This is a genomic window from Streptomyces sp. NPDC030183, assembly GCF_055573455.1.
The window spans coordinates 51,640-65,539 of the sequence record NZ_JBVIBK010000038.1 but is presented as its reverse complement, the minus strand read 5'-3'; the positions used below and the strand labels follow the sequence as shown (position 1 = coordinate 65,539).

Genomic DNA, 13,900 nt, shown 5'->3' with positions numbered 1-13,900 from the left:
GCGGTGTGTTCCTAGACAGCTCCACCACATCGGAGGTCTTCGCCATGTTCAAGACCCGCCAGTGTCAACAACGCTCGTGATCAATACACCTAGGCGGCCTGCCGTGCCCTCAGAGCGGTGCGCCTTCAGAGCGGTGCGCCCCTCAGAGTCGTGCGCCCTTCAGGGCCATGTGCAGCAGGAGTCGGTCCTCGCCGTCGTCCAGGTCGAGGCCCGTGAGTTGTTCGACGCGGGAGAGGCGGTAGTAGAGGGTCTGGCGGTGGATGCCCAACTCCGCGGCCGTGCGCCCCGCCTGGCCCGCGCAGTCGAGGAACGTCTCGGCGGTGCGGGCCAGTTCCTGGTGGGCGGGGGACAGCAGCGCGCGGACGGCCGGGTCCTGGGGGGTCTGCGGGGACAGGGAGGTCAGGAGGCGGTACGGGCCGATGGAACGCCACTCGGCGACCGGACCGAGGCGGGGCTCCGCCAGCACCGCGCGGGCCGCCGCCGACGCCTCCCGCCACGCGGCACCCAGCTCACCGAGCCCCGTACGGGCGCCCGCGACCCCGGCCGCCGCCCGCGCGCCCGCCCGCTCCAGCAGCCGGCCGGCCGCCGTGAGCGCCGGCGCCGCGACGTCCGCCGAGCGCAGCCGCACCAGCAGGGCGAGGCTCTGGCCGGCCGCCCCCCACGGCACCGTGCACAGCGCCGTCGCCCCCGGCACCGTACGGAAGGACGGGGCGTCGTCCGGGTCCGCCGACGGCCACGGGGCCACGCACACCACCGTGTGGACGCCGTCGCCGCGCGGGCCGAGGGCGGCGCGCAGCTCCGCCACCGCCATGTCCCGCTCCCAGTCGGGCCCGGCCGTGAGCACCGCGCGCAGCTCACGGGTGAGGTCGGCGCCCGCCTGCGCCTCGTCCGCGAGAAGCGCGCCGATGCGCGAGGCGACCGCCATGGCGGCGGACAGCTGGGCGTCGGTGGGGCCGGGATCGCCGTCCAGCAGCCAGACGTAGCCGAGGACGACACCCCGGTGGCGTACGGGGAGGCAGACGCGGCCCCGCAGGACGCCCGCCTCGGGGGTCGGGGGGATGCGGACGGGGGCGGTCGCCCGGGTGATGCCGAAGCCCTCGAACCACTCCCGCACGGCCGCCGTCGAGCGGCGGGTCAGGATCGACCGGGTCCGGACCGGGTCCAGGGCCGACGGGTCGAGATCGCCCTCGCTGTCGTACGCGCCGAACGCGATCAGCTCGAAGTCGCGGTTCTCCAGCGTCGCCGGGGCGCCGAGCAGCGCCGAGATCTCGTCGACGAGCTCCTGGTAGTCACCCACGTGGTGGAACGATGCGGCGTCCGGCGTCACGAGGGCATTCTCCCCCATCCCCCGGCGCCCTTCATACATCTGTCTGAGATCTGCGGCACGGATGCGTGACAGCTGTCGATGGTCGGCGAACGGGGGGATCCTTAGGTTTCACGGTGGTTCTATCTGCTGGTTTGTGGAGGTGCCCCGTGCTGGGTCCCGTGATTCTCGCCGCGTCGCGCAGCGACCGGATGCGACGCCTGATCTCGGCCGCGCCCGTGACCAAGCAGGTCGTCGACCGCTTCATCCCCGGAGAGGGCGTCGACGACATCGTCCCCGTCATCCGGGACCTCACCGCCGCCGGCCTCGAAGTGACGATGGACGTCGTCGGCGAGGACATCACCCGTCCCGAGCAGGCCGCCGCCGCCCGGGACGCCTACCTGGAGCTGATCGACCGGCTCGGCGAACTGGAGCTGGGCGAACGCGCCGAGATGTCGGTGAAGCTGTCGCTGTTCGGCCAGGCGCTGGAGGGCGGGCACGAGCTGGCCCTCGCGAACGTGCGCCCCGTCGTCGAGGCCGCCGCCGCCATCGGCACGACCGTCACCCTCGACGCGGAGGACCACACCACCCTCGACTCGATGTTCGCCATCCACGAGGAGCTGCGCCGGGACTTCCCCCAGACCGGCTGCGTCATCCAGGCCTACCTCTTCCGCACCGAGGCCGACGCTCGCCGGCTCGCCGCGAACGGCAGCCGGGTGCGGCTGGTGAAGGGCGCCTACAAGGAGCCCGCCTCCGTCGCCCACCAGCAGAAGGCCGAGATCGACAAGGCGTACGTCCGCGCCCTGAAGATCCTCATGGACGGCGAGGGGTACCCGATGATCGGGTCCCACGACCCCCGTCTCATCTCGATCGCCCAGGAACTCGCCCACCGCGCCGGGCGCAAGCTCGACGAGTACGAGTTCCAGATGCTGTACGGCATCCGCACCGACGAGCACCACCGGCTCGCCGCCGAGGGCCACCGCATGCGCGTCTACACCGCCTACGGCACCGACTGGTACGGGTACTTCATGCGACGGCTGGCGGAGAAGCCGGCCAATCTGCGCTTTTTCGTCCGCAGCATGCTGAGCCGAGGCTGAGTCATGACAGTCACCGCGAGGTTCTGCCGGGGGTCCGGGGGTTGTCCCCCGGAAGAACACAGCATGCGACGGCCGGCGGAGAAGCCGGCGAACCTGCGCTTCTTCGTCCGCTCGATGATCAGCAAGGGCTGAGCCCGAAAACCGCCCGCTCAGTAAGGAGTTACGGAACCCATGGACGCTGTGACCCAGGTCCCCACCCCCGTCAACGAGCCGGTGCACGGCTACGCCCCCGGCTCGCCCGAGCGGGCCCGGCTGGAGGCCAAGCTGAAGGAGCTGGCCGAGAACCCGATCGACCTGCCCTGCACCATCGGCGGCGAGCGGCGGATGGGCGGCGGCGACCGCTTCGACGTCGTGCAGCCGCACAACCACAAGGCCCGCCTGGGTACGTACGCCAACGCCACCCAGCAGGACGCCCAGGACGCGATCGACGCGGCCCTCGCCGCCGCGCCCGCCTGGCGCGCGATGTCCTTCGACGACCGCGCCGCGATCATCCTGCGCGCCGCCGACCTGCTCGCCGGTCCCTGGCGCGAGACGATGGCCGCCTCCACCATGCTCGGCCAGTCCAAGACCGCCCAGCAGGCCGAGATCGACACCCCCTGCGAGCTGGTCGACTTCTGGCGCTTCAACGTCAAGTACGCCCGCGACCTGCTCGCCGAGCAGCCCCCGGCGAACTCCCCGGGCGTCTGGAACCGCCTCGACCACCGCCCGCTGGAGGGCTTCGTCTACGCGATCACGCCCTTCAACTTCACGGCGATCGCGGGCAACCTGCCCACCGCGCCCGCGCTGATGGGCAACGTGGTCGTCTGGAAGCCGTCCCCGACCCAGACCCACGCCGCCGTGCTGCTCATGCGGCTGCTGGAGGAGGCCGGGCTGCCCAAGGGCGTCATCAACCTCGTCACCGGGGACGGCATCGAGGTCTCGAAGGTCGCCCTGGCCCACCGCGACCTCGCCGGCATCCACTTCACCGGCTCCACGAAGACCTTCCAGTACCTGTGGAAGACGGTCGGCGCCAACATCGAGAAGTACCGCTCCTACCCGCGTCTGGTCGGCGAGACCGGCGGCAAGGACTTCGTCGTCGCCCACCCGAGCGCCGACCGCGCGGTGCTGAAGACGGCCCTCACCCGGGGCGCCTTCGAGTACCAGGGCCAGAAGTGCTCGGCGACCTCCCGCGCCTACATCCCGGCGTCCATCTGGAACGACGGCTTCAAGGAGGAGTTCGCCGCCGAGGTCGACTACCTCACCATGGGCGACGTCACCGACCTGTCGAACTTCATCGGCGCCGTCATCGACGAGCGCGCCTTCGCCAAGGTCACGAGCGCGATCGACCGCGCCAAGTCCGACCCGGCGTGCACGATCGTCGCGGGCGGCTCCTACGACGACTCGGTCGGCTGGTTCGTCCGCCCGACCGTCGTCGAGTGCGCCGACCCGGAGCACGAGGTGTTCACCACCGAGTACTTCGGCCCGTTCCTCGCGGTCCACGTCTACGAGGACGACAAGTACGACGAGATGCTGACCCAGATGGAGTCGGTCTCCGACTACGCCCTCACGGGCTCGGTCATCGCCGGGGACCGCGCGGCCGCCGCGTACACCATGGACAAGCTCCGCTACGCCGCCGGCAACTTCTACATCAACGACAAGTCCACCGGCGCGGTCGTCGGCCAGCAGCCGTTCGGCGGCGGTCGTGCCTCCGGCACGAACGACAAGGCGGGCGCCCCGCAGAACCTGATGCGCTGGACCCTGACCCGTGCCATCAAGGAGACGCTGGTCCCGCCGACGGACTACACGTACCCGCACATGGGCTGACCGGCCCCTGTCCGAGGACACCGCCCCATTCACCCGGAAGGGTGGATGGGGCGGTGGTGTGCTGTGGAGAGAAAGCGCAGGTCAGCGCGGTGTGACCCAATCCACCGTCTCAGATAGTAGGAAGTCCGATTAATTGTGGAGACAGATGCCCCGGCCTCACTTAGCTTTGTAGGAGCCGAACGTCTCGCTCGACCCAGCGAATGGCGGTCGTGAGCCGGAGGCCCTAGGCAGGCAACCCCTGCGGCCCCGCTCCCCGGCCCATCTGGGGGCACCTCCCACGCCCTTTAGTACGCCCTTTGGGCAGTGGGGGAGTCTCACAGCCCTCCGCTTCTGTACTCCGGAATGCCTCGAAGGAGTCGATTCCCCATGGCCGAGACGACCGTCCGCCGCCGAGTCCGCCACGTCTCCCGGACCACCGAGTCCGACCGCAAGAACGCCGCCGCAGCCCTCCAGCGCGCCCTCGACCGCAGGGACAACGGCGGCTCCACCGGGCACTGAGCCGCCCCACCAGCCGGGAGCCGCACCCGTCCGGGGTGCGGCAGGGCCATGGGGCTCGGCTCACGCGCCGCGCCGCACCTCGAAGTGGTCGACGCGGCTGCCGTCCTGGGCGAGCGCCGACACCTTGAGCCGGGGCCTCGGACCCGCCTCCGCCTCCACCGACAGGAACGAGAAGCCGGTGTAGCGGACGCGGGACCACTCCACGACCTCCGTCCTGCGGTCCTTGGACTTCGTCCACCGGAAGGACTCGATCGAGTCGAGGTCGCGGACCTTGCCCTCGTAGCTGTCCTCCACGCCCGGGGGGAAGGCGTACAGCTCCTTGCCGCCCCCGCCCGCCGTGACGTAGACGATCCCGTCGCGTGTCGGGTCGGTGGAACCGCCGATCGGCACCGGCTTGCCGACCTCGCCGTTCTTGATGGCGTCGGTCCGCTCGTACGCGTGGTTGTGCCCGTTGATCACCAGGTCCACCTGGTGCTCGGCGAACAGCGGCACCCACTCCGCGCGCACGCCACCGTCGGAGGCGTGGCGCGAGGTGGAGTACGCGCAGTGGTGGAAGTAGACCACGACGAAGTCGACCGTCCGGTCGGCGCGCAGCTCACGGAGCCGCTTGTCGAGCCATTTCGTCTGACGGCCGTCCGTGTGGCCGAGGTTGGCCGGGATCTCGTACGAGACGTCGTTCGCGTCGAGCGCGACCACGCCGACGTTGCCGTAGACGAACGAGTACACGCCCGGCGCCCCGCGCGGGTCGAAACCGCTGTCCGGGAGCGACCAGCGGGCCACCTGGCCGCCGTACCCGTCCGGTGAGTACCACGCCTCCATGTCGTGGTTGCCGGTCGTCACCATCCACGGCACCGACTTCGCGACCAGCTCGTTCTGCTTGAGGAACAGGTCCCAGAAGCCGGGGTCGTAGGAGTCCGACTTCTCCCCGTGGCCCGTGGTGTCCGCGTAGCAGAGGTCGCCCGCGTGGAGATGGAAGGCGGGGCTCTCCCGCAGCAGCACATGGTCGTTGGCCAGCGCGTCCTTGCTGACGCCCTGGTCGCCGAAGGCGGTGAACACGAACCGTTCCGGACGCGCGGGCGCCGTACGGAAGGCGGTGATCGTCCTGCGGTGGGCCGGCGCGGCCGGGTCGAAGCCCTCGTGGCCCACGCCGTAGTAGTACGTGGTGCCGGGCCGCAGACCGTCCAGGGCCGCGTGTACGTAGTACTGCTCGAACGCCGGGCGCACGCCCTCGAGTTCGGGGGTGTACAGGTCGCGGATCTCGGCGTCGATGCGCCGGCTCAGGTCCTCGGGGCGCAGCCCCACCCGCACGAAGGGCTTCTTCACGGCCGCCGGCAGCTGCCAGGAGATCCGCATCTGCGTCTTCGGGTCGGCGCCGAAGGCGAGATGGCGCCCGAAGGGCACGACGGCCGAGGCCGGCACCCGCCCGGTGGCCGTCGCGGAGGGTGAGGGGGAGCGCCCGGTCGTCGAGTCCGAGCCGGAGCAGCCGGTCAGCAGACCGCCGGCCACCGCCCCCGCGGTCACCAGCGTGCGCCGCCGTGTCAGCTTGGCGCGCAGGTACTCGTACTGTTCCGGCATGCTGAGACGGCGGGCCAGCCGCTCGGGGATGCCGACATCGGGCGTGGGGAGACCGGGGGGCGTCCCCCTGGATGGCGCAGTCATGCTCGGCAACTTCCCAGCAGAGGCCAACTCCCGGCAAACACACGGGTGAACGCCGGTCAACGGATCGGTGCCGAGGTCACCCGGGCGCGTCCATATCGCGGACAGCCCGTGTCATCCCGTGGGACAAGGAGTACGGTGCCGCACATGTCTCGCAGCCTCAATCTCGCAGTGATCCCCGGTGACGGCATCGGTCAGGAAGTCGTGGCCCAGGGTCTCAAGGTCCTCTCCGCCGTCCTTCCGCAGGATGTGAAGCTGGAGACCAAGGAGTACGACTTCGGCGCCAAGCGCTACCACGCCACCGGTGAGACCCTCACCGACGCCGACCTCGACGCGCTGAAGCAGCACGACGCGATCCTGCTGGGCGCGATCGGCGACCCGAGCGTCCCCTCCGGCGTCCTGGAGCGCGGCTTCCTGCTCAAGCTCCGCTTCGCCTTCGACCACCATGTGAACCTGCGTCCGTCGAAGCTGCTGCCGGGCGTCGCCACCCCGCTCGCCGGCCAGCCGGAGATCGACTTCGTCGTGGTCCGCGAGGGCACCGAGGGCCCGTACACCGGCAACGGCGGCACCATCCGCAAGGGCACCGAGCACGAGGTCGCCACCGAGGTCTCCGTGAACACGGCCTTCGGTGTCGAGCGTGTGGTCCGCGACGCCTTCGCCCGCGCCCAGGCCCGCCCCCGCAAGAAGCTCACGCTGGTCCACAAGAACAACGTGCTGACCTTCGCGGGCCACCTGTGGACCAACATCTTCAACAAGGTGGCCGAGGAGTTCCCCGAGGTCACCACCGACTACATCCACGTCGACGCCGCGACCATCTACCTGGTCACCGACCCCGGCCGCTTCGACGTGATCGTCACGGACAACCTCTTCGGCGACATCATCACCGACCTCGCCGCGGCCGTCTCCGGCGGCATCGGCGTCGCCGCCTCCGGGAACATCAACCCGTCCGGCGAGTTCCCGTCCATGTTCGAGCCCGTGCACGGCTCGGCCCCGGACATCGCCGGCCAGGGCAAGGCCGACCCGTCCGCCACGGTCCTGTCCGTCGCCCTGCTCCTGCGCCACCTCGGCTACGAGGCCGAGGCCGCCCGCATCGAGGAGGCCGTCTCCACCGATCTCGCGGAGCGCGTGGGCAAGCCCGCCCGCAGCACGGACGAGATCGGCGACGCCCTCGCCGTACGAGTAGCCGGCTGACCCGCCGAGCACTCGAAACCTCCCCCGGACCCGGAGCCCCGCGGCCCCGGTCCACCAGGGGGAGCCCTTCGAAAGCCGCCGGGTCGCATCGCACCCGGCGGCTTCCGCATGCCTCCGCCGGGTGTCACCATCAACCCCTGGGCCGCAGCGCACCGTTTTCGTCCACGGTCACCACGTTTCGTCCACGCCCCCCGCCGGGCGATAATCGAACGAGGTGCCGCGGCATGAGGGAATGCTCGGACGTCCTCACACTGGCCACTGGCAGTCCGGGACGTGAGCGCGGCCCGTCACACACAACCGGTGAAGGACATCACTCATGACGACGCCCACGATCGAGCTGAAGCCGTCCGCCCATCCGCTCTCGGATGCCGAGCGCGAGGCGATCCTGGCCAACCCCGGCTTCGGCCGCCACTTCACCGACCACATGGTGACGATCAAGTGGACCGAGGGCCGCGGCTGGCACGACGGGCAGCTCGTGCCGTACGGCCCGCTCTCCCTCGACCCCGCGAACATGACCCTGCACTACGCGCAGGAGATCTTCGAGGGGCTCAAGGCGTACCGCCGGCCCGACGGCTCCGTGGCCACGTTCCGCCCGGAGATGAACGCCCGGCGCTTCCAGAAGTCCGCCCGGCGCCTGGCGATGCCGGAGCTGCCGGTGGAGACGTTCATCGAGGCGTGCGACCTGCTGGTCCAGCAGGACAAGGCGTGGGTGCCCGCGCACGGCGGCGAGGAATCCCTCTACCTGCGCCCCTTCATGATCGCCACCGAGGTCGGCCTGGGCGTGAAGCCGGCCAACGAGTACCTCTTCCTGGTCATCGCCTCCCCGGCCGGCGCCTACTTCCCCGGCGGCGTCAAGCCCGTCTCCATCTGGGTCTCCGAGGACCACGTCCGCGCCGTCCCCGGCGGCATGGGCGACGCCAAGACCGGCGGCAACTACGCCGCGTCCCTGCTGGCCCAGGCCGAGGCGGCCGCCGAGGGCTGCGCCCAGGTCTGCTACCTCGACGCGGTCGAGCGCAAGTGGGTCGAGGAACTCGGCGGCATGAACCTGTACTTCGTGTACGGCGACCGCATCGTCACCCCCTCCCTCACCGGCTCGATCCTGGAGGGCGTCACCCGTGACTCCCTGCTGACCGTCGCCGCCGACCTCGGCTACGCCGCCGAGGAGGGCCGGATCTCCATCTACCAGTGGCAGGCCGACTCCGAGAGCGGCGCCCTCACCGAGGTCTTCGCCTGCGGCACCGCCGCGGTCATCACGCCCGTCGGCACGGTCAAGCGCACCGGCGCCGCCTGGCAGCAGTCCGGCGGCGAGCCCGGCCCCGTCACCCTCAAGCTCCGTGAGGCGCTGCTGGACATCCAGCGCGGCACGGTCGAGGACAAGCACGGCTGGATGCACATCCTCGCCTGACACCCACACCGGCTCGGCTGAGGGGCCGCCACGGACCACGCGTCCGCGGCGGCCCCTTTCGCATTCCGGCCCCGGTTTTTGAATATCACTCAAACAGTCGTCGAAAGCCCCTACCGCGACCTTCCCTCATCCTGTGTCCTGAGTTTAGAGTGACGCTCTAATTCTTCCGGTCCCAGGAGGCGCCGCCCATGCGACTCACCCCCACCGAGCGCGACCGCCTGCTGCTCTTCGGCGCCGCGGAGCTGGCGCGGGCCCGGCGGGCGCGCGGCCTGCGGCTGAACGTGCCCGAGGCGACCGCGCTCGTCGCGGACACCGTCTGCGAGGCCGCGCGGGACGGGGCGAGGCTCGACGAGGCGATCGCACGGGCGCGGGCGGTGCTCGGGCCGGACGACGTCCTGCCCGGGGTCGCGGACGTCGTCACCGAGGTGCAGGTCGAGGCGGTCTTCGACGACGGCTCACGGCTCGCGGTGGTCGTGGACCCGTTCGGCGGCGGTCTCGGCGAGCGGGCGCCGGGCGCGCTGCTGCCGGGGCCCGCGCACACGGAACCCGGGGCGGTCGTGCGGCTGACGGTGACCAACACGGCCACCGTGCCCGTCTCCGTCACCTCCCACTTCCACTTCTTCGAGGCCAACCCGCGCCTGGACTTCGCGCGGGCCGAGACATACGGGATGCGGCTGGCCGTGCCCGCCGGGTCGTCGGTGCGGTTCGGGCCGGGGGAGAGCGTCGAGGTGGGACTGCTCCCCATCGGGGGCGAGCGGATCGCCATCGGCTTCGCGGGACTCGTCGACGGCCCCCTCGACGCGCCCGGAGCGAAGGAAGAGGCCCTGCGCAGGGCCGCCGCCTGCGGATACCTGGGAGCCGCGCGATGACCCCGACCACCGGCGACCCGGCCGGCACCCCGGCGGCCACCCCGGTCGATCCGTACGCGTACGCCGCCACCCACGGCCCCCGCGCGGGAGACCGGCTGCGGCTCGGCGACTCGGGCCTGGTGATCCGCGTGGAGTCCGACGCCCAGCGGTACGGCGACGAGTTCCTCGCCGGCTTCGGCAAGACCGCGCGGGACGGGCTGCACCTCAAGGCGGCGGCGGTCCGCGAGACCTGCGACGTGGTCATCAGCAACGTCGTGGTGATCGACGCGGTGCTGGGCGTACGAAAGGTGTCGATCGGCATCCGGGAGGGGCGCATCCACGCCGTCGGGCGCGCAGGGAACCCGGACACCCTCGACGGGGTCGACGTCGTGGTCGGCACGGGCACGTCCATCGTCTCCGGCGAGGGCCTCATCGCCACCGCCGGGGCCGTGGACACGCATGTCCATCTGCTGTCGCCGCGGATCATGGAGGCATCGCTGGCGTCCGGGGTGACCACGATCATCGGGCAGGAGTTCGGGCCGGTGTGGGGCGTCGGGGTCAACTCGCCATGGGCGCTGCGGCACGCCTTCGGCGCGTTCGACGCCTGGCCGGTCAACATCGGTTTCCTCGGCCGGGGTTCGTCGTCCCACGAGGCCCCGCTGGTCGGGGCCCTCGCCGAGGGCGGCGCCTCCGGCTTCAAGGTGCACGAGGACATGGGCGCCCACTCCCGGGCGCTGGACACGGCGTTGCGCGTCGCCGAGGAGCACGACGTCCAGGTGGCCCTGCACAGCGACGGGTTGAACGAGTGCCTGTCGGTCGAGGACACCCTGCGCGTGCTGGAGGGCCGGACGATCCACGCCTTCCACATCGAGGGCTGCGGCGGCGGCCATGTGCCCAACGTCCTGAAGATGGCCGGGGTGCCGAACGTCATCGGCTCCTCCACCAACCCCACGCTGCCCTTCGGGCGGGACGCCGTCGCCGAGCACTACCGGATGATCGTCTCCGCCCACGGCCTCAAGACGGACCTGCCCGGCGACGCCGCCCTGGCCCGCGACCGCATCCGCGCCGGGACCATGGGTGCCGAGGACGTGCTGCACGACCTGGGCGCCATCGGCATCACCTCCTCCGACGCGCAGGGCATGGGGCGCGCGGGGGAGACCGTGCGCCGGACCTTCGCCATGGCCGGGAAGATGAAGGCCGAGTCGGGCGCCCCCGACGACCACGACAACGAGCGCGTCCTGCGCTACATCGCCAAGCTCACCGTCAACCCGGCCATCGCGCACGGCCTCGCCCACGAGATCGGCTCCCTGGAGGTCGGCAAGCTCGCCGACATCGTGCTCTGGCGCCCCGAGTACTTCGGCGCCAAACCCCAGCTGGTGCTGAAGTCGGGCTTCCCGGCGTACGGCGTCGTCGGCGACCCGAACGCGGCCACCGACGCCTGCGAACCCCTCGTGCTGGGACCGCAGTTCGGGGCGCACGGGGCCACGGCCGCCGACCTCTCCGTCGCGTTCGTGGCGCGCGCCGCGCTCGACGCGGGCGCCGACCTGCTGCCGACCCGCCGCCGCAGGGTCGCCGTGCGCGGCACCCGGGGCATCGGCCCCGCCGACCTGATCCGCAACTCCCGTACGGGATCGGTCGACGTGGACCAGCGCACCGGCCTGGTCACCCTGGACGGCGAGCCGCTGCGCTCGCAGCCGGCCGACTCCGTCTCCCTCAACCGGCTGTACTTCCTCTGAGAGGCCCTGTCGATGTCCGCTGCCGCCGACGGTTTCCGCATGCCCCCCGAATGGGCCCCGCACGAGCGCACCTGGATGGCGTGGCCCGGCCCCAACCCCACCTTCGACGACCCCGACGACCTCGCCGCCGCCCGCACCGCCTGGGCCTCGGTCGCCCGCGCCGTCCGCCGCTTCGAACCGGTGACCGTGGTGTGCGGACCGGGGCAGGCCGCCGAGGCCGCGGCCCTGCTCGGACCCGGCGTCGACACCGTCGAACGCGACCTCGACGACGCCTGGATGCGGGACATCGGGCCCACGTTCCTGACCGACGGCCGGGGCCGACTGGCCGCCGTGGACTGGCGGTTCAACGGCTGGGGCGCCCAGCCCTGGGCCCGTTGGGAGCACGACGCGAGGATCGCCGCGCACGTGGCCGACCTCGCCGGGGCGCGGACGTACGCCTCGACGCTCGTCAACGAGGGCGGCGCGATCCACGTCGACGGCGAGGGCACCGTCCTGCTCACGGAGACCGTGCAGCTCGGGCCCGAACGCAACCCCGGCTGGACCCGCCAGGAGGTCGAGGCGGAGATCCACGCCCAGCTCGGCACCCGCAAGGCGATCTGGCTGCCGCGCGGCCTCACCGGCGACTATCCGCCCGGCGGCTACGGCACCCTCGGCCACGTCGACATCGTCGCCGCGTTCGCGCGCCCCGGCGTGGTCGTCGCCCACTCCCAGCCGGACCCCGCCCACCCCGACCACGAGATCACCAAGGAGATCATCGGACTGCTGCGGGCCCGGACCGACGCGCACGGGCGGCCCCTGGAGGTCGTCGAGATCCCCGCGCCGACCGAACTGGAGGCGGACGGCCGCTGGGCCGACCACTCCTACATCAACCACTACCTGTGCAACGGAGGGGTCGTCCTCTGCGCCTTCGACGACCCCCGCGACGAGGAAGCCGCCGCGATCTTCCGCCGGCTGTTCCCCGACCGCACGGTCACCCTGGTCGACGCCCGCACGATCTTCGCCGGCGGGGGCGGCATCCATTGCGTCACCCAGCAGCAGCCCAGGGCCGGCGTCCGGTAGAAACGTACGGATGACCACACCACCGAGCGCACCCGCCCACGTCCTGCGCTGCGCCGCCTGCGACCGGCCCCTCACCGGGCCGCTGCGCCTGCTGCCCGAGGTGCCCGCATGTCCGCAGTACGACGGGCGGAAGAACGCCGACGGCTCGCGGGGCGCCCCGTCGACGGTGCCGCTGGGGACGTACGCGGTGGATCCGCTGCCGTGCGGGGCACCGTACGTTCCGCACCCCGATCCCGAGTGGATGGACGTCGCCCACCCCGGCAACGCGGTGACCCTGGACCCCGACGGGCCGGGCTGCCTGATGTCCGCCGGGCCGCGCGGCACCCTGGTGGTGCACCCCGAGGACACCCGGCGGTACCTGTCCCCCGACCCGGCCGTGCGGGAGTCCGGATGCTGCGAGGTGGGACGCTCGGGGCCCAACGAGCTGTGCGGAGGGTGCGGCGCGGTGGTCGCGACGCTGTTCGCCGGCTGCACCGGCCCCTACGAGACCCACTTCCTGCCCGACGCCGTCCGCGTGGCCGCCCCGTGACCCGCCGCCGCAACACCGCCCCGCCCCGCGAGGAGGTCCTCGGCGCCGCCATGGCCATGATCGCCGAGCGGGGTCTGGAGAAGCTCACCATGGCGGCCCTCGGCCGCGAGGTCGGCATGAGCAGCGGCCACCTCCTCTACTACTTCCACTCCAAGGACGAGCTCCTGCTGCGGACCCTGGAGTGGAGCGAGGGCCGGCTCGGCGCCGAGCGCGCCCGGCTCCTCACCCGGACCGCCCCGGCCCGCGAACGGCTCGACGCGTACGTCGACCTGTACGTCCCCGACGGCCACCGCGACCCCCACTGGACGCTCTGGCTGGAGGTCTGGAACCGCTCGCAGAACGCCGACGACGAGGCCCGCGACCGCCAGGCCGCCATCGAGGGCGCCTGGCACCGGGACCTGGTGGCGCTGCTCGCGGAGGGCATGTCGCGCGGCGAGTTCCGCACCGTCGACCCCGACCGGTTCGCCACCCGGCTGCGCGCCCTGCTCGACGGCTTCTCCATCAACGTGGCCATCGGGCTGCGCGGGGCCGACCGCGACCGGATCCTGTCCCACGCACGGGAGTTCCTGGACGAGGCACTGGGATGAACCCGGCGCACGACCACGTGCCCCCTCCGCGCTGTTCGCATCCTGAGACGGAGGGTGAGCACGGGCACGGTCTGTGCCAGACTGCCGCCGTGCTCTCGTTCGCCATGATTATTGGCAGCAGGCGCGCCGGTCCGCAGTGACCGCCACGTACGACCACGTACGGGCGGACACCGTCGTCCTCGACCCGC

Annotated in this window: 12 protein-coding genes; 10 read left to right on the top strand and 2 right to left on the bottom strand. The window is 71.8% G+C overall.

Translation table 11 applies throughout. The features are described from left to right. Positions 1-142: 142 nt before the first annotated feature. Positions 143-1,345 carry a PucR family transcriptional regulator gene (locus ACZ4Z2_RS33970; RefSeq protein ID WP_468081319.1) on the bottom strand — a complete coding sequence of 401 codons (1,203 nt, stop codon included), beginning with the start codon at positions 1,343-1,345 and terminating at the stop codon, positions 143-145. Positions 1,346-1,473: 128 nt separating this feature from the next. Here ACZ4Z2_RS33970 and ACZ4Z2_RS33965 point away from each other — a divergent pair, with 128 nt between their 5' ends. From ACZ4Z2_RS33965 to ACZ4Z2_RS33955, 3 genes are all read left to right on the top strand, one after another. Continuing rightward, entirely contained in the window at positions 1,474-2,400 is a 927-nt protein-coding gene (locus tag ACZ4Z2_RS33965) for a proline dehydrogenase family protein (protein WP_468081317.1), read from the top strand. Positions 2,401-2,571: 171 nt separating this feature from the next. Further along, complete coding sequence (gene pruA / locus ACZ4Z2_RS33960) at positions 2,572-4,203, top strand: L-glutamate gamma-semialdehyde dehydrogenase (RefSeq protein ID WP_468081316.1); 1,632 nt, start codon at positions 2,572-2,574, stop codon at positions 4,201-4,203. 366 nt (positions 4,204-4,569) lie between these two features. Next, complete coding sequence (locus tag ACZ4Z2_RS33955) at positions 4,570-4,701, top strand: hypothetical protein (RefSeq protein WP_005479955.1); 132 nt, start codon at positions 4,570-4,572, stop codon at positions 4,699-4,701. Between the two features lie 60 nt (positions 4,702-4,761). On the opposite strand, the gene ACZ4Z2_RS33950 is transcribed toward ACZ4Z2_RS33955, so the two are convergent. Further along, entirely contained in the window at positions 4,762-6,360 is a 1,599-nt protein-coding gene (locus ACZ4Z2_RS33950) for a purple acid phosphatase family protein (protein ID WP_468081314.1), read from the bottom strand. Positions 6,361-6,504: 144 nt separating this feature from the next. On the opposite strand from ACZ4Z2_RS33950, the gene ACZ4Z2_RS33945 reads away from it, so the two are divergent. The 7 genes from ACZ4Z2_RS33945 (at position 6,505) to ACZ4Z2_RS33915 (ending at position 13,712) form a co-directional block, all read left to right on the top strand. Next, positions 6,505-7,548, top strand: coding sequence for a 3-isopropylmalate dehydrogenase (locus ACZ4Z2_RS33945; protein WP_468081312.1), 1,044 nt, complete (start codon positions 6,505-6,507; stop codon positions 7,546-7,548). A 316-nt stretch (positions 7,549-7,864) separates the two neighbouring features. Next, a complete protein-coding gene (locus tag ACZ4Z2_RS33940) occupies positions 7,865-8,953 on the top strand; it encodes a branched-chain amino acid aminotransferase (RefSeq protein WP_468081311.1) in 1,089 nt (362 codons plus the stop codon). Between the two features lie 188 nt (positions 8,954-9,141). Beyond that, positions 9,142-9,822 (top strand): urease subunit gamma, encoded by a 681-nt coding sequence (ureA, locus tag ACZ4Z2_RS33935; protein ID WP_468081309.1) that lies wholly within the window; start codon positions 9,142-9,144, stop codon positions 9,820-9,822. Then, positions 9,819-11,537 carry an urease subunit alpha gene (locus tag ACZ4Z2_RS33930; protein ID WP_468081308.1) on the top strand — a complete coding sequence of 573 codons (1,719 nt, stop codon included), beginning with the start codon at positions 9,819-9,821 and terminating at the stop codon, positions 11,535-11,537. Before ureA ends, ACZ4Z2_RS33930 begins: the two co-directional genes overlap by 4 nt. A 12-nt stretch (positions 11,538-11,549) precedes the next feature. Then, on the top strand, positions 11,550-12,596 hold the full coding sequence (locus ACZ4Z2_RS33925; protein ID WP_468081307.1) for an agmatine deiminase family protein: 1,047 nt from the start codon (positions 11,550-11,552) through the stop codon (positions 12,594-12,596). A 10-nt stretch (positions 12,597-12,606) separates the two neighbouring features. After that, positions 12,607-13,125 carry a hypothetical protein gene (locus ACZ4Z2_RS33920; protein WP_468081306.1) on the top strand — a complete coding sequence of 173 codons (519 nt, stop codon included), beginning with the start codon at positions 12,607-12,609 and terminating at the stop codon, positions 13,123-13,125. Positions 13,126-13,175: 50 nt separating this feature from the next. Then, entirely contained in the window at positions 13,176-13,712 is a 537-nt protein-coding gene (locus ACZ4Z2_RS33915) for a TetR/AcrR family transcriptional regulator (protein WP_468081321.1), read from the top strand. Positions 13,713-13,900 lie beyond the last annotated feature (188 nt).

Coding starts and splice junctions, on each gene's coding strand:
- ACZ4Z2_RS33970 (WP_468081319.1), bottom strand. CDS start 1,345: ATGGGGGAGAATGCCCTCGTGACGCCGGACGCCGCATCGTTCCACCAC.
- pruA (WP_468081316.1), top strand. CDS start 2,572: ATGGACGCTGTGACCCAGGTCCCCACCCCCGTCAACGAGCCGGTGCAC.
- ACZ4Z2_RS33955 (WP_005479955.1), top strand. CDS start 4,570: ATGGCCGAGACGACCGTCCGCCGCCGAGTCCGCCACGTCTCCCGGACC.
- ACZ4Z2_RS33950 (WP_468081314.1), bottom strand. CDS start 6,360: ATGACTGCGCCATCCAGGGGGACGCCCCCCGGTCTCCCCACGCCCGAT.
- ACZ4Z2_RS33945 (WP_468081312.1), top strand. CDS start 6,505: ATGTCTCGCAGCCTCAATCTCGCAGTGATCCCCGGTGACGGCATCGGT.
- ACZ4Z2_RS33940 (WP_468081311.1), top strand. CDS start 7,865: ATGACGACGCCCACGATCGAGCTGAAGCCGTCCGCCCATCCGCTCTCG.
- ureA (WP_468081309.1), top strand. CDS start 9,142: ATGCGACTCACCCCCACCGAGCGCGACCGCCTGCTGCTCTTCGGCGCC.
- ACZ4Z2_RS33930 (WP_468081308.1), top strand. CDS start 9,819: ATGACCCCGACCACCGGCGACCCGGCCGGCACCCCGGCGGCCACCCCG.
- ACZ4Z2_RS33925 (WP_468081307.1), top strand. CDS start 11,550: ATGTCCGCTGCCGCCGACGGTTTCCGCATGCCCCCCGAATGGGCCCCG.
- ACZ4Z2_RS33920 (WP_468081306.1), top strand. CDS start 12,607: ATGACCACACCACCGAGCGCACCCGCCCACGTCCTGCGCTGCGCCGCC.
- ACZ4Z2_RS33915 (WP_468081321.1), top strand. CDS start 13,176: ATGGCCATGATCGCCGAGCGGGGTCTGGAGAAGCTCACCATGGCGGCC.